The 18,451-nt window shown below is 71.7% G+C and carries 18 protein-coding genes; 11 read left to right on the forward strand and 7 right to left on the reverse strand.

From position 1 onward, the window contains the following. Positions 1-19: 19 nt before the first annotated feature. The 4 genes from OV090_RS01535 (at position 20) to OV090_RS01550 (ending at position 5,237) form a co-directional block, all read left to right on the forward strand. On the forward strand, positions 20-1,012 hold the full coding sequence (locus OV090_RS01535) for a hypothetical protein (protein WP_267701652.1): 993 nt from the start codon (positions 20-22) through the stop codon (positions 1,010-1,012). A 142-nt stretch (positions 1,013-1,154) separates the two neighbouring features. Beyond that, positions 1,155-2,618: a radical SAM protein gene (locus OV090_RS01540; protein WP_267701653.1), complete on the forward strand. Its 1,464-nt coding sequence runs from the start codon at positions 1,155-1,157 to the stop codon at positions 2,616-2,618. An 82-nt stretch (positions 2,619-2,700) separates the two neighbouring features. Next, on the forward strand, positions 2,701-4,140 hold the full coding sequence (locus OV090_RS01545) for a L,D-transpeptidase (RefSeq protein WP_267701654.1): 1,440 nt from the start codon (positions 2,701-2,703) through the stop codon (positions 4,138-4,140). Between the two features lie 56 nt (positions 4,141-4,196). Beyond that, a complete protein-coding gene (locus OV090_RS01550) occupies positions 4,197-5,237 on the forward strand; it encodes a hypothetical protein (protein WP_267701655.1) in 1,041 nt (346 codons plus the stop codon). Between the two features lie 95 nt (positions 5,238-5,332). On the opposite strand, the gene alr is transcribed toward OV090_RS01550, so the two are convergent. Further along, entirely contained in the window at positions 5,333-6,544 is a 1,212-nt protein-coding gene (gene alr, locus OV090_RS01555) for an alanine racemase (protein WP_267701656.1), read from the reverse strand. 46 nt (positions 6,545-6,590) lie between these two features. Continuing rightward, a complete protein-coding gene (locus OV090_RS01560; RefSeq protein ID WP_267701657.1) occupies positions 6,591-7,271 on the reverse strand; it encodes a Crp/Fnr family transcriptional regulator in 681 nt (226 codons plus the stop codon). 274 nt (positions 7,272-7,545) lie between these two features. Here OV090_RS01560 and thiS point away from each other — a divergent pair, with 274 nt between their 5' ends. Genes thiS through OV090_RS01580 form a run of 4 tightly spaced genes read left to right on the forward strand, consistent with a single transcriptional unit; the run spans position 7,546 to position 10,087 of the window. Further along, positions 7,546-7,749 (forward strand): sulfur carrier protein ThiS, encoded by a 204-nt coding sequence (gene thiS, locus OV090_RS01565; RefSeq protein WP_267701658.1) that lies wholly within the window; start codon positions 7,546-7,548, stop codon positions 7,747-7,749. A gap of 1 nt (position 7,750) precedes the next feature. Beyond that, positions 7,751-8,527 (forward strand): thiazole synthase, encoded by a 777-nt coding sequence (locus OV090_RS01570; RefSeq protein ID WP_267701659.1) that lies wholly within the window; start codon positions 7,751-7,753, stop codon positions 8,525-8,527. A 50-nt stretch (positions 8,528-8,577) separates the two neighbouring features. Further along, positions 8,578-9,258, forward strand: a complete 681-nt coding sequence (locus OV090_RS01575; protein ID WP_267701660.1) for a thiamine phosphate synthase — start codon at positions 8,578-8,580, stop codon at positions 9,256-9,258. Beyond that, a complete protein-coding gene (locus tag OV090_RS01580; protein ID WP_267701661.1) occupies positions 9,230-10,087 on the forward strand; it encodes a S26 family signal peptidase in 858 nt (285 codons plus the stop codon). The genes OV090_RS01575 and OV090_RS01580 overlap by 29 nt, the downstream gene beginning before the upstream one ends. Before the next feature lie 418 nt (positions 10,088-10,505). Here the strand turns inward: OV090_RS01580 and OV090_RS01585 are convergent, their stop codons facing one another. Continuing rightward, on the reverse strand, positions 10,506-10,850 hold the full coding sequence (locus OV090_RS01585) for an antibiotic biosynthesis monooxygenase family protein (protein WP_267701662.1): 345 nt from the start codon (positions 10,848-10,850) through the stop codon (positions 10,506-10,508). A 192-nt stretch (positions 10,851-11,042) separates the two neighbouring features. Here OV090_RS01585 and hemC point away from each other — a divergent pair, with 192 nt between their 5' ends. Further along, complete coding sequence (gene hemC, locus OV090_RS01590) at positions 11,043-12,041, forward strand: hydroxymethylbilane synthase (RefSeq protein WP_267701663.1); 999 nt, start codon at positions 11,043-11,045, stop codon at positions 12,039-12,041. A gap of 210 nt (positions 12,042-12,251) precedes the next feature. Here the strand turns inward: hemC and hemA are convergent, their stop codons facing one another. From hemA to OV090_RS01605, 3 genes are read right to left on the reverse strand one after another with little or no spacing between them, the layout of a single operon-like run. Continuing rightward, positions 12,252-13,586, reverse strand: coding sequence for a glutamyl-tRNA reductase (gene hemA / locus OV090_RS01595; RefSeq protein ID WP_267701664.1), 1,335 nt, complete (start codon positions 13,584-13,586; stop codon positions 12,252-12,254). After that, entirely contained in the window at positions 13,583-14,392 is an 810-nt protein-coding gene (gene ccsA / locus OV090_RS01600; protein ID WP_267701665.1) for a cytochrome c biogenesis protein CcsA, read from the reverse strand. Before ccsA ends, hemA begins: the two co-directional genes overlap by 4 nt. 6 nt (positions 14,393-14,398) lie before the next feature. Then, the gene (locus tag OV090_RS01605) at positions 14,399-14,785 is read right to left on the reverse strand and encodes a hypothetical protein (protein WP_267701666.1); all 387 of its coding nucleotides are present in this window, start codon (positions 14,783-14,785) and stop codon (positions 14,399-14,401) included. 194 nt (positions 14,786-14,979) lie between these two features. Here OV090_RS01605 and trxA point away from each other — a divergent pair, with 194 nt between their 5' ends. Beyond that, positions 14,980-15,309, forward strand: a complete 330-nt coding sequence (gene trxA, locus OV090_RS01610) for a thioredoxin (RefSeq protein WP_267701667.1) — start codon at positions 14,980-14,982, stop codon at positions 15,307-15,309. Between the two features lie 75 nt (positions 15,310-15,384). Here the strand turns inward: trxA and OV090_RS01615 are convergent, their stop codons facing one another. Then, positions 15,385-16,296 carry a methyltransferase gene (locus tag OV090_RS01615; RefSeq protein WP_267701668.1) on the reverse strand — a complete coding sequence of 304 codons (912 nt, stop codon included), beginning with the start codon at positions 16,294-16,296 and terminating at the stop codon, positions 15,385-15,387. A gap of 134 nt (positions 16,297-16,430) precedes the next feature. On the opposite strand from OV090_RS01615, the gene OV090_RS01620 reads away from it, so the two are divergent. Continuing rightward, positions 16,431-18,371, forward strand: a complete 1,941-nt coding sequence (locus OV090_RS01620; protein WP_267701669.1) for an aconitase family protein — start codon at positions 16,431-16,433, stop codon at positions 18,369-18,371. Positions 18,372-18,451 lie beyond the last annotated feature (80 nt).

The raw sequence follows: 18,451 nt of genomic DNA on the forward strand, positions 1-18,451 counted from the left end.
AGAGAGAAACGACCTGCCCATGTCGATCCTGCGCGTCTCGCTGTCTGCCCTCCTCTGCACCACTCTCGCGCTGCCCACCTCCGTCGCCTGGGCCGGTCCGCCGCCTCCGCCCCCGCCGGGCGGCAACGGCGTCCAGCCCGAGGCGCCGCCCGACCCGAGCACCCTGTCTCAGGAAGAGCGCCTCACCTGGGCCAAGAGGCTGTTCGGCGAGGCCAAGGCCGCGCACGACCGCGAGGACTACTACAACTCGGTCATCCGGTTCGAGCAGGCCTACAACTTCGCGCCCGACAAGCACATCTTCGCCTTCAACATCGGCCAGGACGCGTGGGAGCTGAAGGACTGCGCTCGCGTCAAGCAGTACCTCGAGCTGTTCCTCGTCAAAGAGCAGAACAACGCCGACCTGCGCAAGAAGGCGCAGGAGCTGCTGCAGAAGTCCGATAACAACCCCGAGTGTGTCACCGGCGGTCCGGCAGCCGCGCCCACGCCCACGAACAACAACAACACCTCGTCGCGCCCCGCGACCGACGAGGAGGACCCGCTGCTGCAGAAGCGCAAGAACGGCGGCGGCAGCAGCAGCGCTGAAGAGGACGACGCGCCGAAGAAGCGCGGCGTGTCCGGCCTGTTCATCGGCGGCGTCGTGCTCGCCGTGCTCGGCGTCGGCGCCGTCGGCGGCGGCATCGGCACCCTCGTGGGCGCCAAGAACCGGGCCAGCGGTATCGAAGAGGCCGCCGCGCCCGGCGGCCTCATCACGACCTTCCCGCAGGGTCAGTACACCGGCGACGTCGACGACGACTTCAACTCGCTCAAGACCCTCAACCTCGTCACGCCGATCCTCATCGCGGCGGGCGGCGCGCTGCTGGTCGGCGGCATCGCCATGATCGCCGTCGATCGCACCAACAAGAAGAAGGGCAAGGGCTTCTACGCCGGCAAGAAGCGGCTCGAGGTCACCGGCCTCGGCGCGGCGCCTCTGCCGGGTGGCGGCGCTGCCGGCTCCTTCGCGCTGCGCTTCTAGTCGGCGCAGCTAGACTTCACGCATGGCCGTGAGCGACGAGCGGGCCCTTCTGCGGGCCCGTCTGGACCGTGAGATCGGGACTCTGGGTGTGGGGCGACCTTCCGAGGTCGCCTTCGCCTATCCGAGTCCCTATCGCGCCGGCATGTCCAGCCTCGGCTTCCAGACGCTCTACCGTCTGCTGCACGAGCTGCAGATCGGCGCGCACCGGGCCTTCTTGCCCGACGTCTGGGAGCCGATGGCGCTGCCCTGGCCGCAGCCGAAGCGGCCGATCCTCACCTACGAGGGCGAGCGCCCGCTGTCGTCGTACCGCGTCGTCGCCATCTCCGTCGCCTACGAGCTCGAGCTCGCCGGCCTCGTCCGCCTGCTCGAAGGGTCAGGTATTCCGGTGCTGGCCTCCGAGCGCCGCGAGCACGATCCGATCCTCGTCTTCGGCGGTCCCCTCACCTTCTCCAACCCCAACAGCCTGCTGCCCTTCGCCGACCTGCTGATCGCCGGCGAGGCCGAGGATGTCCTGCCCGACGCGATCGAGCGGCTGCTCTCGCATCGCCGCCGCGAGCCTGCCATCGCCGCCGCCGCCGAGCTCCCGCACACGATCGTCGGCGAGCTCGCCCCGGGCCTGTGGCACGACATCCCCGAGCCGGCGCGCGCGAGCAAGGAGCGGGTCCCGGCCTACTCGGCGATCCTCACCCCCGATACCGAGCTCGCCGACATGTTCCTCGTCGAGCCCGAGCGCGGCTGCTCGCGCCAGTGTGCCTTCTGCGTCATGCGGATCCAGCCTGGCGGCGGCATGCGCCTGGTCGAGATCGATCGCGTCCTCGACCTCGTGCCCGAGCAGGCGCGCAAGGTCGGCCTGGTCGGCGCCGCAGTCACCGATCACCCCGACCTCGAGCCGCTGGTCGCCAGCCTCGTCGAGTCCGGCCGCTCCGTCAGCATCTCCAGCCTGCGCGCCGATCGCCTCACCCCGACCTTCCTGCGCGACATGCAGCGCAGCGGTCACCGCACGATCACCGTCGCCTCCGACGGCATCAGCGAGCGCATGCGCCTCCTGCTCGATCGCAAGATCAAGGAAGAGCACCTCCTGCGCGCCGCCAAGCTCGTCCACGAGCACGGCTTCCACCGCCTCAAGGTCTACGAGATGATCGGCGCGCCCGGCGAGACCGACGCCGACGTCGACGAGCTCATCCGCTTCGCGCGCGAGCTCGCGGGCATCGGTCGCCTCGCGCTGACCTTCTCCACCTTCGTCGCCAAGCGCAACACCCCGCTCGACGGCCAGGCCTTCATGGGCATCAAGGCGGCCGAGGAGCGGCTGCGACGGATCCGCAGCGGCCTCGGCGGCAAGGTCGAGATCCGGCCGCAGTCGCCGCGCTGGGCGCACATCGAATACTTCCTGGCCCAGCGCGGCCCTGACGCCGGTCACGCCGCGATCCAGGCAGTGCGAGCTGGCGCGCGCTACGCCGACTGGATCCGTGCCTTCGAGAACACGCCGCCCGTCGAGCGCCCGCTCAAGTTCGGCGACGAAGCCGCGTGGGCGCGGCGGCGCGGCAAGGCGGCCGAGCGGCGCAACAAGTTCCCGCTGCCTGTCCTTGGCGCCAGCTCCGGCTCCTGAGCCGGTGCGCCGGAATATCCACACCCCGCTCGCGCGTGGACGACTTTGCGGTCCGCGCGCGCGACCGTGGTAGCGTCTCGCCGTGCAGCTCCTCGTCGCCTGGACCGTCCTCCGCACCTTCGCCGCGCTCGGCCGTCTCGAGCCCGTGGACGAGGCGCGCGAGGGCATCAAGGTCGACGCGGCGCCCGCAGCGATCGTCGAGACCCACTGGCCCGAGACCGGCATTCGCACGCGGCCGTGGTCCCCGAGCAAGCGGATCGCCACCATGTCCAAAGGGACACGTTTGCTCGTGCGCGGCGTGGTCGCCAGCCGCGACAGCAGCGGCTGCAAGGGCAAGCCGTGGTACGCCGTCTACCCGTTCGGCTACGTCTGCTCCGAGCACGTCAAGCCCGGGCGCGAGCAGCCGACCGTCGGCCATGCCCTCGGCGAGCGCATGCGCGGCGATCGTCGCCTGCCCTACGACTACGCCAAGGTCCGCGAAGAGGGCGCCCTCATGTACCGCGGCGTCGACGGCGTGCGCACCGGCGTCGCCGCGCGCAGCCTCAGCGAGGGCATGAACCTCGCCGTCGCGCGCACCCTCGAGGTCGACGGCGCCGCCTACGTCGAGACCGTCGACGGTCAGCTCGTCAGCAAGTCGTCGGTCGGCTGGCTCGGCCAGGGCTCCGCCTGGCACGGCGTCTTCCTCACCGACGACGCCGCGATCGGCCCTGCCTTCGCATGGTCCTCGCGCGACAAGGTCCCTGTCCTCGCCGAGCCCGCCGTCAAGGCCGCGCAGGTCGGCACCCTCGGCCTGCGCGAGCGCGTCGACCTGCTCGAAGAGACAGGCGAAGCCGACCCCGACCGCTGGTGGAAGATCGGCGAGGGCCGCTACGTGCAGGCCAAGAACCTCAACGAGGTCGTCTTCACCGCGATCCCCGAGGGCGCCCTGCGCGACAACCGGCTCGCCAGCGGCGACGACCAGTGGATCGACGTCGACCTCGGCGAGCAGGTCCTCGTCGCCTACCGCGGCGAGCGGCCCGTCTACGTCACCCTCATCAGCTCGGGCAAGGGCTCGCCGACGCCGAAGGGCAACTACCCGATCTGGGCCAAGGTCGCGAGCATGACCATGGCCAACCAGGACTACGAGGACAACCCGTACATGGTCGAACATGTCCCTTGGGTCATGCTCTTCCAGGGCCACAACGCGCTCCACGGCGCCTACTGGCACGACCAGTTCGGCAAGCGGCGCAGCCACGGCTGCGTCAACCTCGCCCCGCTCGACGCGCGGTGGTTGTTCGAGTGGGTCGCCCCTGCGCTGCCGGCCGGATGGACCGGCTACTTGCCCGCCGACCTCGAGCGCAGCGTCGTCGTCCACGTCCGCGACTCCAGCCTCCCGCCCGACCAGGCCTTCGTTCAGGAGCGGCCGATCGGCCCGCCCGACCCCGAGGAGGAGAAGCGCAGGCAGGAGGAGGCCGACGAGCGCCGGGCCGAGGCTGCCGCAACGGCGGCGGAAGCCGTCCCGGCCGCGGCTGCGGCCGGATAGCGCGTCGGATCGGCGCCGGTTGACCGTGCGAGGCGCGCCCGCGTATGTTCCGGGCCATGGTTCGCGCCCCTCGCTGGCTCCTCGCGCTCCTCCTCTGTGCCGCCCCGTCGCTGTCCGGCTGCAAGACCGGGCCCGGCCTCACCAAGGTCGAGGCGCCGGCCGAGGGCATCACGCTCCGCTACGACCTCACCCCGGGCCAGGTCTACCAGGGCAGCGTGCGGCGCAGCGCCACCATCCGCGCCGCCAGCAGCGCCACCAGCTCCTCGCAGAGCTTCAGCTTCGACCTCACCCTGACCGTGCGCGGCCCTGACGAGACCCACGGCGGCACCTCCGTCACCGCCCGCTTCAGCGCCGTCCAGGTCAAGTGGAGCCTCCCGCCGAGCTTCCCGGTCAGCGTCGCCGAGTTCAACCGCACCGCCGGCCAGCAGCTGCAGGGCCTCGAGGTCGACTTCAACGTCGACGACAGCGGCAAGATCCTCCACATGCCCGAGCTCCCCGAAGACCTCTCGGCCGAGCTCCGCGTCGTCCTGCAGCAGGCTCTGGACGCGCTCGAGACCGCCTTCCTCACCGTCCCCGCGCGCCCGCTCAAGGCCGGCGACACCTGGAAGGACGACAAGAAGCGCGGCCGCAAGGGCAAGCTGGGCCGCTACAGCGAGGGCACCGTCACCAGCAAGGTCGACGGCTTCTACAAGACCGGCGAGCCGCCGATCACCGTCGCGCGGCTCGTCACCGACACCGACGAGACCGAGATCACGACCACCTCGAGCGGCAGCCACGAGGTCAAGAAGCAGTCGACGATCACCGCCCTGTTCGCCACCGAGCAGCACTACCTCTACAGCTACGTCAACGAGGAGCAGATCTTCGACGCCGGCAACACCAACACCTTCGCCAAGACCGAGGTGAACTGGGCCAAGCCGACCAGCCAGACCGGCGGCGCGCCGCCGACCAAGGTGCAGGACATCAGCGACCCCTGCCACCCCGACTACGTCGGCTCCGAGGACTGCAACGAGGCCGCCCCGCCCCCGCCCGCCGGCGGCGAGCCCCCGGCCAGCAGCCAGCCGCCGACCACCTCGGCCCCGCCGCCCTCTGGCAACTGAGCTCGCGTCGCCTGTCACGAGGGACATGCTCGTAAGAGCATGTCCTTTCGTCGTTGTCTCTTCGGACATGCCCCTGAGGACATGTCCGAAAGCACCTACCCGCGCCGCGGCACGCGCTTCGAGATCCCGCACAGGATCTCGTAAGGGATCACGTCGGCCCAGCGCGCCAGCTCGTACGCGTCGATCCGGTCGCGGCCCTGCGGCCCGAGCAGCGTCACGCGCTCGCCCTCGCGGGCGTCGGGCAGGTCGGTCACGTCGATCATCGACACGTCCATGGTGATGTTGCCGACCACCCGGCAGCGATGCCCGCGGACCAGCGCCTGGGCCTGGCCGCTCATGCGCCGCGGGTAGCCGTCGGCGTAGCCGACGGGCACGATGCCGAGCCGCGACGGCCGGTTCAGCTCCATGCGGTGCCCGTACGACACCCGCGCGCCGGCCGGCAGCTCGCGGATGCCCAGGATCCGCGAGTGCACGCTCATCGCCATCTTGAGGCCGGGCAGCTCGACCTCGCGGCTCGAGGCGGCGCCGTAGATCGCCACGCCCGGGCGCACCATGTCGAAGTGCGCGTGCGGCAGGCGGACCAGCCCGGCGCTGTTGCACACGTGGCGGATCGGCGGATGGAACCCGCGGCTGGCCAGCACCGCCAAACTGTCGCGGAACGACTCGAGCTGGCGCGGGCTCGTCACGTCGTCGGGCTCGTCGGCGCAGGCGAAGTGGGTCATCACCCCTTCGAGGCGGAGGTACTGCCCGTCTTCGCCCTCGAGCCAGTCGAGGAACTCCGGCAGCTGCCCCGGCAGCGCGCCGAGGCGCGACATCCCGGTGTCGATCTTCAGGTGGATCGGCAGCGGTGGCGCCCCGCTGCGGCGGACCGCGGCGGAGAGCAGCTGCAGGTGCTCGCGGGCCCACACCACCGGCGTCAGTGAGCGGTGGACGATCACGTCCTCGGAGCCCGGATGGACCCCGCCGAGCACCAGCACCGGCGCGCGGAGCTCGGCCTGGCGCAGCTCGACGCCCTCTTCGACCAGGCTGACCGCGCAGCCCCACGCGCCGGCGTCGACGAACGTGCGGGCCGCCTCGATCGCACCGTGGCCGTAGCCGTCGGCCTTGACCACCGCGAGCACGCGGCAGCGCGGACCGACGGCGGCCTGCACGGTACGCAGGTTGTGGACCATCGCGCCGGCGTCGACATACGCATAAGTCGGCCGGACTTCGATGATCGGAGCTTGCCTGCGGTCGGCGACCCGACGTTCAGGCCCGGAATAATGCACAGACCCGAAGTTAGCACGAGGAGTCGGGGAACGTGGCATCGGACGCGTCCCCCAACGCGTCCGGCCCCGCCGACATTCCGCGGCTTCAGGGCGTCTCGTTGACGAGGCTGTCGTTGAGGATCATGCGCCGGCCGCTGCCGCTGACCAGGCCGTTGCGGGCCATCGCGCTGAGCGTACGGGACACGGTCTCACGACACGAGCCGACCATGCGCGCGAGCTCCGACTGCGTCGGCACGGGCGCGAGGATCCAGCCGGCGCTGGCCGGGTTGCGGCGGCCCTGGCGGCGGGCGAGACGGGCGAGCGTGCGGCGCAGCCGCTGCTCCACGTCACACAGCGCCAGGCCGCTGGCCACGGCCTCGACCTCGCGGAGCTTCTCGTACTGCAGCCGCATCAAGCGGACCACGGTCTCGGGCTCGCGCCGGAGGTGCTCGCTGAGCGCCTCGCCGGGGATCCGGAGCATCTCGCTCTGGACCGCGGCGACGGCGGTCGTCGACATCACCATCCCGGGCATCGCGCAGTTCTCGCCGAACACTTCGCCGGGCCCGAGGCTCGACAGGATGAGGTCACGGTTGCCGTCGACGGCCCGGACCAGGTTGATGCGTCCGCGGAGCACGATATAAAGGCCGTCAGCGAGCTGCCCGTCGTGGCAGAGGATGCTGGCGGGCGTCTTTCGGACTCGCACTGCCGTGCGGCCCAACACTTCCAGTTCGGCGGGGCGGGCAGCGGTGAAGGGCTCGACGCAGGACAAGATATCCTGGGCTTCCATGCGCTCCAGGGGGATGCTAGGGCGGCGGGATTCCGACTCAACGTGCATGCTTGTGAAGGTGAGCACAAAGCGGGCCAAACGCCGGCACGGCGCGTCAGACGCCTAACCCTTTGATTTTACAATCATCTTCCAAAAATACGGCGATCATCGCGCCCCTGGAGACCTGTTGCACGATCGCCACAGGTGAGTGAATTGGGCAACGCTGTGATCCATGTCGTGCCGGCGCACATGGCGCCAGCTCGTCCCACCACCAGTTCGTTGTACCTTTCCGCCCGTGCCGACCCTCGTGCTCAACGGTGAGCCGCACCCGTTCACGCCCGGGACCACGGTCGCGGCGCTGGTCGCCTCGCTGGGCCTGGACCCGCGACAGGTAGCGGTGGAGCGCAACCGAGAGATCGTGCCGCGGGCCACCTACGACCAAACCGAGCTGGTCGACGGTGATCGGCTCGAGGTGGTCACCTTCGTCGGCGGAGGCTGAAGTGAGCGACACACAAGACACCTGGACCCTCGCCGGTCGAACTCTGACCTCGCGCCTCATCGTCGGCACCGGCAAGTACAAGGACGCCGAGGAGACGCGCGCCTGCCTGGCCGCCAGCGGCGCCGAGATCGTGACCGTCGCGCTGCGGCGCGTCGACCTCAAGGTCAAGGACAACCTGCTGTCGTGGATCGACCGCAGCCGCTACACGCTGCTGCCGAACACGGCCGGCTGCTACACCGCCGACGAGGCCGTCCGCACGCTCCGCCTCGCGCGCGAGCTCGGCATCGCCGACCTCGTCAAGCTCGAGGTCATCGGCGACCCACGCACGCTCCTCCCCGACAACGAGGAGACCCTCAAGGCCGCCAAGGTCCTCCTCGACGAGGGCTTCGTCGTCCTTCCTTACTGCACCGACGACCCGATCGTCTGCCGCAAGCTCGAGGCGATGGGCTGCGCCGCAGTCATGCCGCTCGCGGCGCCGATCGGCAGCGGCCTCGGGATCCGCAACCCGCACAACATCCGCCTCATCATCGAGCAGGCCAAGGTCCCGGTCATCGTCGACGCCGGCGTCGGCACCGCCAGCGACGCCGCGATCGCCATGGAGCTCGGCTGCACCGCCGTGCTCATGAACACCGCGATCGCCCACGCCCAGCTCCCCGTGCTCATGGCCGAGGCCATGCGCGACGGCATCGTCGCCGGTCGCAAGGCCTTCCGCGCCGGCCGCATGCCCGCGCGCGTGATCGGCAGCGCCTCGAGCCCGACCACCGGCATGATCGAGTGAGCGACGGGCGCTCCGCCGACTCGCCGCCTCGCGCATCCGCTGGCGCTCTCGTGGCTTCGCCCTTCCACCTGCTCGCCATCACCCCGCCGACCGGCCCCGTCGACCCCGAGCTGGTCGCGCGCTGGCGCACCGGCGCGGGTGAGCTCGCCCTCGCCGTCCTGCTGCGGGAGCCTGGCGCCGCGCCCGAGACCCTCCTCGACCCCGCCGGTCGCCTGGCCCCGCTGATCCGCCGCTGCCGCGAGCGCGCCGTCCCGCTGCTCCTCGCGGTCGATCCCCGGCACGCCCTGCGCGCGACCGCGCTCGACGTCGATGGCCTCCACCTGCGCGGCGACCCCTCGCTCGCCCGCCTCGCCGACCTGCGCCCGCGCCTGCCCGGCCTGCTCGGGCGGGCCGTCCACGGCGAGCCGCAGGCCGGCCACCACCTCGTCGACTACACCCTCGTCGCCCCGGTCTTCGCGCCCACCACCGCCCAGCCCGGCGCCCCGCTCGGCAGCAAGCGCCCGATCGGCCTCGCCGGCCTGCGCGCCTGGACCGCAGATCCGGCCGCCTGCGTGGTCGCGCTCGGCGGCGTCGGCCCGGCCACCGCCGTCGACTGCCTGGCCGCCGGGGCGCGAGCCCTCGCCGGGATCGGCGTCTTCTTTGGTCCGCCCGCGCGGGTCGAGCAAGATGTCGCCGCGCTGAGCGAACAGCTCCGCGCCTTGCATGTTCTTTCGCCGCGAACCAGAGCCTGACGACTACCCCGCGCCGCCGGATCGCACCTGGCCGACGCGGCTCGCCTGGTGCGTCCTCGTCGGCGGCGCCGCGCTGCTGGTCCTGCGCTGCAGCTTCGCCACGGTCGTCGAGATCCACGGCGACGGCATGGCGCCCAACCTCCACAGCGGCGATCACGTCCTGTTCGTGCGCGGCACCTGGGGCCTCGATCGCGGCGACCTCGTCGTCTACGACCCCACGCCGCCGCCCCCGCCGCCCGAGCCCACGCCGGTGCAAGAGCAGCCCGGCGCCAAGCCCGTGCCCGAGGCGCGCCCTCGCGTGCCCGGCAGCCGCGATCGCCTGCGCAACACCGCGGTCGTCGATCCCAAGGAGCTCGGCCTCGACGACGAGTGGGAGAAAGTGCAGCGGCGCAGCGGCGTCGCCGGCAAGCCCCCGCCGCGCAGCTTGCGGGTCGCGCGGATCCTCGCCGTCCCCGGCGACAGCGTCACCTTCGGCGACACGCGCGGCGCTCTCGGCCTCGCCCTCAACGGCGAGCCCCTCGCGCACAAGCCCGGCGACGGCCCCGGCGAGCCCGGCGGGCGCCCGACCTCCTTCGAGATCATCGGCGATCGCCGCTACCAGGTCCTCGCCAGCACCGCCGCCGACGCCTGGCCCGGCATGGGCGTCCCCGCCGACGGCGGCCCCTACGAGATGCCCGCCGACGGCTACCTGCTCGTCGCCGACAACCGCGACGAGGGCGCCTGCTGCGACTCGCGGGCGATCGGCTGGGTCGAGTCCGACCAGATCCGCGGCGAGATCGTCCTCCGCCTCGGCGGCGCCCCCGAAGACTCGACGAAGGACAAGCGCTGAAGGACATGTTCATAGAGACATGTGCAACAGCACATGTCCTTCTCGTCATGCCCACCACGACATGTCCTTATAGTCAGGCACGGAAGGTTCGCTCGTAGAGGGGTGACAGAGCCCGTTCCCGCCGCGGCGCCGGCGCCCTCGCTCACCCATCGAGGCATGTGCCACGGCACATGTCCTTTTCGACATGCCTACGACGACATGTCCTTATAGTCATGCGCCGCCGAGCGGCTCGTAGAGGGGTGACAGAGCCCGTCCCCGCCGCGGCGCCGGCGCCGGCGCCGGCGCTCACCGGCCAGCGGCAGCGAGCGCGAGCAACCGGCGACGACCTCATGGACCGCGTCAGTCCGCGTCCGCTCCCTTCGCCACGGCCACCGCTCCGGCGCCCTCGCTCACGATCGTCGGCCAGCGACAGCCGGCGTCAGTCCCCGTCCGCCCGCTCCCCTTCGCCGCGCAGCGTCAGATCGGACACCTCTTCAAAGAACGCGGCCGGGCGCGACCGTTCGGACGTCGCCCGCATCACCTGGGCGTGCGCCAGCAGCTCCGGATCCTGCCGATCGCTCGCCTGGTACGCCTCCCACGCCGCCCGGCTGGTCCAGCGCGCGACCCCGACGAACTCGTGCGGGTCTTCGGCGCCACGGACCAGCAGGCTGCCGCGTGCGCCGGGCGCGTGCACCCGGATCCACCGCGTAACCGCGCCCCAGGCCGCCGCGAACGCCTCTTCCTGGCCTGGCTTCACCTTCCACCCGTACATCACGCGGATCATCGTCGCCCTCCCGGAGACCTGGCCCGCGAGCGGCTAGCTCGCGTCCAGTCGTCGTATCGCACGGGCAACAGCATGCAGGCGCCCGCGAAAAGCGTCGAGGTCGCCCGCGGCGCCGACCGCCCGCGCCGACGAGCTCGCCCGTCCGCAGCAGTGGCGCCTCAACGAGCGCAGGCGCTATCATTCGCGGCCGGCATGACCGCCTCGACCAAGCCCGACCTCGACCGTCCGCTGCGGATCGGAACCCGCGCCTCCGAGCTGGCGCTGTGGCAAGCGCACCACATCCGCGACCGGCTGCGCGCCGCCTGGGGCGACGGCCTCGTCGTCGAGCTCGTCCACATCACCACCGAGGGCGACCGGATCCAGGACCGGCCGCTCAACCAGATCGGCGGCAAGGGCCTGTTCGTCAACGCCATCGAGGAGCAGCTCGCCGCCGGCGCCGTCGACCTCGCCGTCCACAGCATGAAGGACCTGCCCGGGCGCCTGCACCCCGGCCTCGCCATCGTCTGCACCCCGCCGCGCGAGGACGCCCGCGACGCCCTCGTCCTCGGCCCCGCGCTGCGGGCCAAGCTCTGTCCCGAAGGACATGCCCCGAGCGACCTGTCCATTCAGTCCTTGCCGACCGGCGCCACCCTCGGCACCACCAGCCTGCGCCGCGGCGCGCTCGCCCTGCGCCTGAACCCGGGCCTGCAGATCCGCCCGCTGCGCGGCAACGTGCCCACGCGGCTGCGCAAGCTCGACGCCGGCGACTACGACGCCATCCTGCTGGCCACCGCCGGCCTGGTCCGCCTCGGCCTCGCCGACCGGATCGACGCCCGCCTCGATCCCGAGCAGTTCTGCCCCGCCGCCTGTCAGGGCATCCTCGCGCTCGAGAGCCGCGCCGACGACGACCGCGTGCGCGCCCTCGTCGCCCCGCTGGGCGACGCCCACGCCGCCACCGTCGCCGCGGCCGAGCGCGCCTTCCTCGCCCGCCTCGACGGCGGCTGTCAGGTCCCCATGGGCTGCCACGCCGAGCTGCGCGAAGACCTCCTCCACGTCCGCGGCGTCATCACCGACCCCGGCGGCCGCCCCTGCTTCACCGCCGCCCGCGTCGGTCCCCCCGCCACGGCCGCCGAGCTCGGCACCGCCGTCGCCGAGCTCCTGCTCCGCCTCGGCGCAGACGCCGTGCTCGCCGCCCTCGCGCACAAGACCTGAGAGACATGCCCCGAAGGGCATATCCACGGCGACATGCCCGATCGGACATGCTCTATACGACATGTCCCTTATGGCCCTCGCGTGCTCCCCAGTAAACGGCGCCCCGCGCTTGGGCAGGAGCCGCTCCACCTTGCGAGCGCAGCCCTGTCCGCACCGCGTTCGCCTTCACTCGCTACGCGGCCCCGCCTGCGTGTCCTCAGCGGCCGCCCGTCACTCACGCACGAGCTCGGGCTTCACCAGCCCGGCTGCCGCCTCGGCGGCCGCCGTCGCTGACGGCACCTCGAGCCCGAACAGCTGCTGCACCGCGCCGGCCAGATCGGCCTCGGCACCCTCGCCCACGGCGGCCTGGCGCAGCGCGGTCATCGGCTTGTGCAGCAGCTTCTGCACGATCCCGTTGGCCAGCGCCTCCACGGCTTTCTGCTGGTCGGGCGCCAGGCCCTGCAGCTTGCCGCGGACGCGCCCCAGCTCCGCCTCCGCGATCGCGCGCGCGTGCTGCTGCAGCGCCTGCACGATCGGGCCGATCGAGCGAGCCCGCTGCCAGGCCACGAACTCGCCGACCTCTTCCTCCACCAGCGACCCGGCGCGCTCCGCCTCCGCCGCGCGGGCGCGCATGTTGTCGTGGACGATCCCCTGCAGGTCGTCGATGTTGTAGAGGAACACCTGCTCGAGGCGGGCCACCTCCTGCTCGACGTCGCGGGGCACCGCGATGTCGACGAAGAAGATCGGCTTGCCGCGGCGGACCTTCATCACCGGCCGCAGCAGCGCGCGGTCGATCACCGGCCGCTGCGCCCCGGTGCTGGTCACGACGATGTCGGCGCGGCGGAGCTCGGCGTCGAGGCTGTCCCACGGGGCGAAGCGGGCCGACAGCTCGTCCGCCAGCGCCCGCCCGCGGGCCTCGCTGCGGTTGACCACCGCGATCTCGGCCACGCCCGCCGCCTTGAGGTGGATCCCGGCCTGCGACGCCATCTCGCCGGCGCCGACGAGCAGCGCGCCGCTGCCGGTGAGCTCGCCGAAGATCGATCGCGCCAGGTCGACCGCGACCGACGGCACGCTGGCCGCGCCGCGGGCCACCTCGGTCTCGCTGCGGACCCGCTTGGCCGCGCGGAAGGCCGTGCCGAGGCAGCGGTCGAGCACCCCGCCGACCGTCCCTTCGCGCTGCGCCAACTCGAACGCGTCCTTGACCTGGCCGAGGATCTGCGGCTCGCCGACGACCATGCTCTCGAGGCTCGCCGCGACGCGACAGATGTGGCTCGCCGCGGCCCGTTCGCCGCGCACGAACGTGTGCGCCACCAGTTCGGGCAGCGGCACCGCGCGCGTGTCGGCGAGCGCCTGCAGCACCCGCTCGCCGGCGCGGGCCCAGTGCGGCGCCACCCCGTAGACCTCGACACGGTTGCAGGTCGACACGATCATCACCTCGCCGAGGCCCGCGCGCTCGCGCAGGGCCGACAGCGCGGCCGCGATGTCACCTGCCCCGAAGGCCAGGCGCTCGCGGAGCTCGACCGGCGCCGTCTTGTGGTTGAGGCCGACCGCGACGAGCTCCGTCATGCCCGCACCCCGTACCATACGAGCACCAGCAGCGTGCAGGCGAACGCGGCGAGGGTCAGCATCGCCGACTTGCGGCCGCGCACCCCGAGCGCCGCGCGCATCACCAGGATCGCCGCGCTGCACAGCCACGCCGCCGCCGCCATCACCACCTCGATCCAGCGCCCGCCGATCGCCGCCACGCCGCCCGACTTCACCGTCCACAGCACCCCGGTGACGATGGTCAGGGTCAGCACCGGCACCACCAGCATCACCGCATGGTAGTGCAGGCGCTCGAGTCCGGTCAGCGACAGCCCGCCCGGCTGCGGCTTCCAGCGTTTCAGCCGCAGTCGCCGGTCCATCGTCAGGTAGAGCGCGGCGATGCCCGCCGCGATCGTGAATCCGCCGAGGCCCGCCGTCGCCAGGCCGATGTGCGCCTTCGCCAGCGCCCCCGTCGGCGCCGGCAGTGGGTCGTGCACGCTCGCCGCCCCGAACATCACCCCGATCGACAGCCCGAGCAGGCCGACCGGCGCCACGATCGCGCCGAGCGTGGCCGCGCGACGAATGCGGCCCACCACCAGGCCGCCCACCACCGCGATGAGCGCGCCGAAGCTCGTGGCGAGGAACACCGAGCTGAAGGGGTGCTCACCCCCGACGCACTGGGCGCCGATGCACGCCACGTGCAGCGCCGCCGCGATGGCCAGCAAGATCCCCGCGCGCGTCTCACGGGACTGGGCGTCCGCGCGCGCCTCGCTCGCGGGCGGGTCGAGCGCGTACGCGAAGATCGCGGCGCCGTAGGCGAGCGAGGCGAGGATGAACAGGATCAGCATGCGACGCTAGTTGTCGGACGACGTGCCGAGGGTCTCGATCTGTTGCATGAGGCGGCCCCACGTCGGCCCGTCGAGGCGGACCTCGGCGCCGCGCGCGTCGACCACGGTAGCGATGAAGCCGGGCCTCACGGTGTACGCGTAGTCGCCCATCACGACCGAGCTCTCGTAATGGTCGGCGCCCATCTGTGCCAGCTCCTGCGACGTCTTCACCCGGCCGACGACGTCATGAGGATCGGCCTCGCCGCCGTCGATGCGCTCGAACCACACCGCGGGGTTGATGAAGAGATCGACCGACGGCGGACCCGACACGCGGAGGAGGTCCTGCTCGAGAGACACGCCCCCGGTCGAGAGCCAGGTGTCGACGAGGGTCTGAGCGACGAAGATCCGCGGCATACCCGGCCAGGGTAGCCGCGCGCGCGCGGGCTCACAACCCTTGCGCCGCCGCGAGCCCGGCACCATGCTCTGGCCGGCGCGACGCCGGGAGCGCCGCGCGCCACCGCCGCGAGCGGCCCCACTTCCACTGCAAGCCCGTCCAAGCCTGACTGCTTCACGGCCCTCTGGCCTGCACCTCACCCGCCCCAACCACCATGGCATCCGACAAGATCACCAACACCTCGGACCAAACCTTCAAGAACGACGTGCTCGACTCGCAGACCCCGGTCCTGGTCGATTTCTGGGCCACTTGGTGCGGTCCGTGTCGCGCGATCGCGCCCCACCTCGACGCCCTCGCCGAGGAGCTCGGCGGCCAGGTCAAGATCGTCAAGCTCGACGTCGATCGCAACCAGAACACCGCCGTCGAGTACGGCGTCACCAACATCCCCACCCTGCTGCTGTTCAAGGACGGCAAGCTGGCCAACCGCATGGTCGGCGGCGGCTCGCGCGGCAAGATCGCCGAGTTCATCAAGACGGTCGTCTGACCCGGCTACCTTCGCCAGCAGTCTTCAAGGACAGGTCCCTCGGGACCTGTCCTTTTGTTTATCCGCGCGCCGCGCTCACGGCTTGACGAACTTGAGCGTCATGCGGTCGCTCTCGCCGATGGCCGCGTACTTGTCGCGATCCTTGTCGCCGAGCTCGAACGACGGCGGCAGGGTCCACACGCCCTTCTCGTAGTCCTTGGTGTCCTTCGGGTTGGCGTTGATCTCCGAGCGGGCCTGCAGCTTGAAGCCGAACGACTCGATGCGGGACACCACCCAGTCCTCGGGCAGGTAGCCGGTCTCGGCGACCTTCTTCGGGTCGTCGACCTGTTGCGGCTTGGCGCGGTGGGCCTCGACGCCGAGCACGCCGCCGGGCTTGAGCGCCTTGAAGGCCGCGCCGTAGATGGCCCCGTCGATGCCGTCCTCCACCCACCCGTGGGTGTTGCGGAACGTGACGACCAGGTCGACCGAGTTCTCGGGCGCGAGCACCAGCGCCGACGGGTCGGTCACGGTCACGACCTCGACCTTGTCGTAGACCTCGGGCGCGCCGGCCAGCTTGTCGAGGAACTTCTTGCCGTTGCGGGTCTGGTAGGCGTCGGCCGGCCCGCTCGTGTCGAAGTTGGTGACGATGAGCTTGCCGCTGTCGCGCAGGGTGGGCGCCAGGATCTCGGTGAACCAGCCGCCGCCGCCGGGCCACAGCTCGACCACCGTCTGGTTCTTCTTGAGGCCGAAGAACAGCAGGGTCTCGAGCGGGTGGCGGTACTGGTCGCGGGCGCGGTTCTCAGCCGAGCGCTGCGGGCCGGCGATGGCCGCCTTGAGCGCTTCCGCCGTCGCGGGGTCGGCGTCGCGGACCGCCGCGGCTGCGGGATCCTCGCCGCCGGGAGCCGGCGTCTCCGCCGGGGCTGCCGGCTTGGAGGCGCAACCAGGGAGGACAGTCGTCGTGACCAGCGCGGTCAGCGAAAGGGAGCGAAGGGCCGTGCGCAAGAACATGCGCCGCGAACATACTCCACCGCACCGGGCCGGCCATCCGGCGGAGCACCGGTGAGCTGAGCCACGTCACCCGGCCCCGCGGGTCCCCGTCTTGACCTTCCGAAGCCTGCGCACGGGTGTTAAACCGAACTCGCATGAAGCTTCGCGGCAGGATCCTCTGGCTCACCGACGACCCGCACGGCATCGCCAAGCAGTTGACGGGCACGGATCTCGACGCCCGCGCAGACGCCGCCCCGCCGCTCCACTACGGCGTCAACACCGACCTGATGATCAGCGGCGCCGCCTGCACTCTCGGCTACACGGGCGACATCCTCGGGCCCTACTTCCTCGAGAACTTCAAGGAACAGGTCCAAAAGGACAGCATCAAGGACGGCGGCTTCCAGGTCGTCGTCGGCGGCGACGCCTACGGCTCCGGCTCGAGCCGCGAGGTCGCGGTGGTCGCCCACCAGGGCGCCGGCATCGAGCTCGTGGTGGCCCGCAGTTTCCAGCGGATCTTCCAAGAGAACATGGTCTACAGCGGCCTGCCGTTCACCACCGACTTCGGGGTGATCGGTCGCCTGCAGGCCGGCGAGGACGTCGACCTCGGCGGACTCGCGGCCGAGCTGCCGCCGTTCTTCCGCGCCGTCGTGCAGAACCGCGGCCTCCTGCGCTACGGCAGCCGCCTGCTCGCCGGCGAGATCGAGCCCGAGTACCGCACCGACGCGCCGGCCCGCCCGCTCAACTGCGTCGAGAAGATCATCGCCGCGCGCACCTGGGCCGGCGGCGAGCGCTTCGGCATCGCCGCGGTGGGGCCCGGCGATCAGGTGCTGTGCGAGGTCGGCTTCCGCGGCGTCCACGAGTACACCGGCGGCATGGTGATGGCCCTCTACGAGCAGGAGTGGGGCAACACGCCGGTCAAGAACCCCGAGCTCGCCGCCGCCTTCGAGGACCACTTCGTCCTCATCGACCAGCCGACCGTCCCGCTGCGCGTCAAGAAGCAGCGGCTCGACTCGGCCCGCCAGCTGCGCGACGAGATGGTCAGCGCCAGCCTCAAGAACGGCATCCGGATCCACGGGCCCGGCCAGAAGTACGACGCCGGCGTGTGCCATCGCATCGTCGTCGAGCAGTACGGCAACCCCGGCACCATCATCATCCTCACCGACTCGCACACCCCGACCGCCGGCGTCCTCAACGCCTTCGCGTTCGGCGTCGGCTCGACCGCCATGGCGTTCGCGCTGCGCACCGGCCTGGTCCCGGTCACCGTGCCGAAGACGGTGCGGATCTGGGTCACCGGCGACGCGCGCGGCGTCGTCTCGCCGAAGGACCTCATCCTCCACATCATCGGCGACCCGTACTTCCGCGAGGAGCAGTGGCGCACCTCGGCCACCGACACCTGCGTGATCCAGATCGGCGGCCCCGGCCTCGATCAGTGGAACGTCGACGAGCTCAGCGTGCTCACCAACATGACGGTCGAGGGCGGCCTCATGACCGGCGTCGTCGAGCCGTGCGCGCCGGTGCGGGAGTTCTTGCGCACCCGCCGGCCCGGCGTCGACACCGACGCCCTGTTCGTCGAGCCCGACGAGGGCGCCGAGTACGTGCGCACCATCGCCATCGACCTCACCGACGTCCCGCTGACCGTCGCCACCCCGGGTGACTCGCGCAACCGCGCCGCGCTGGCCGACGTCGGCGACGTCCCGATCCACAACGTCGTCATCGCCTCGTGCACCGGCGGCTCGCTCGCCGACCTGCGCGCCGCCGCCGACGTCCTCCGCGGCCGCAAGCTTGCGCCCAAGGTCCGCGTCACGGTCACGCCCTCGAGCGCCGAGGTCAGCGCCTCCGCCGAGCGCGAGGGCCTGCTCGGCCTGTTCCGCGAGCTCGGGGCAGTGGTCACCGCGCCGGGCTGCGGCTCGTGCATCGGCAACGGCCCGGGCATCCCGCTCGAGGGCGAGACCACCGCGAGCACGACCAACCGCAACTTCGACCGCCGCATGGGCGCGCCCGGCCCGGTCTACCTCGTGTCGCCCGCGGTCGCGGCGGCCTCGGCCGTCACCGGTCACCTCACCGATCCTCGCGACCTCTCTGGCGCGCAGGCGTGACCGGTCGCGACGGCGCCGACCCTCACCTCCACGCACGCGCCGGGTGACACCGGCGTGTCACGATCGCATCGGTGAGTTCG

Origin of the sequence: Nannocystis sp. RBIL2, assembly GCF_026626745.1 — a bacterium.
Classification (GTDB): domain Bacteria; phylum Myxococcota_A; class Polyangia; order Nannocystales; family Nannocystaceae; genus Nannocystis.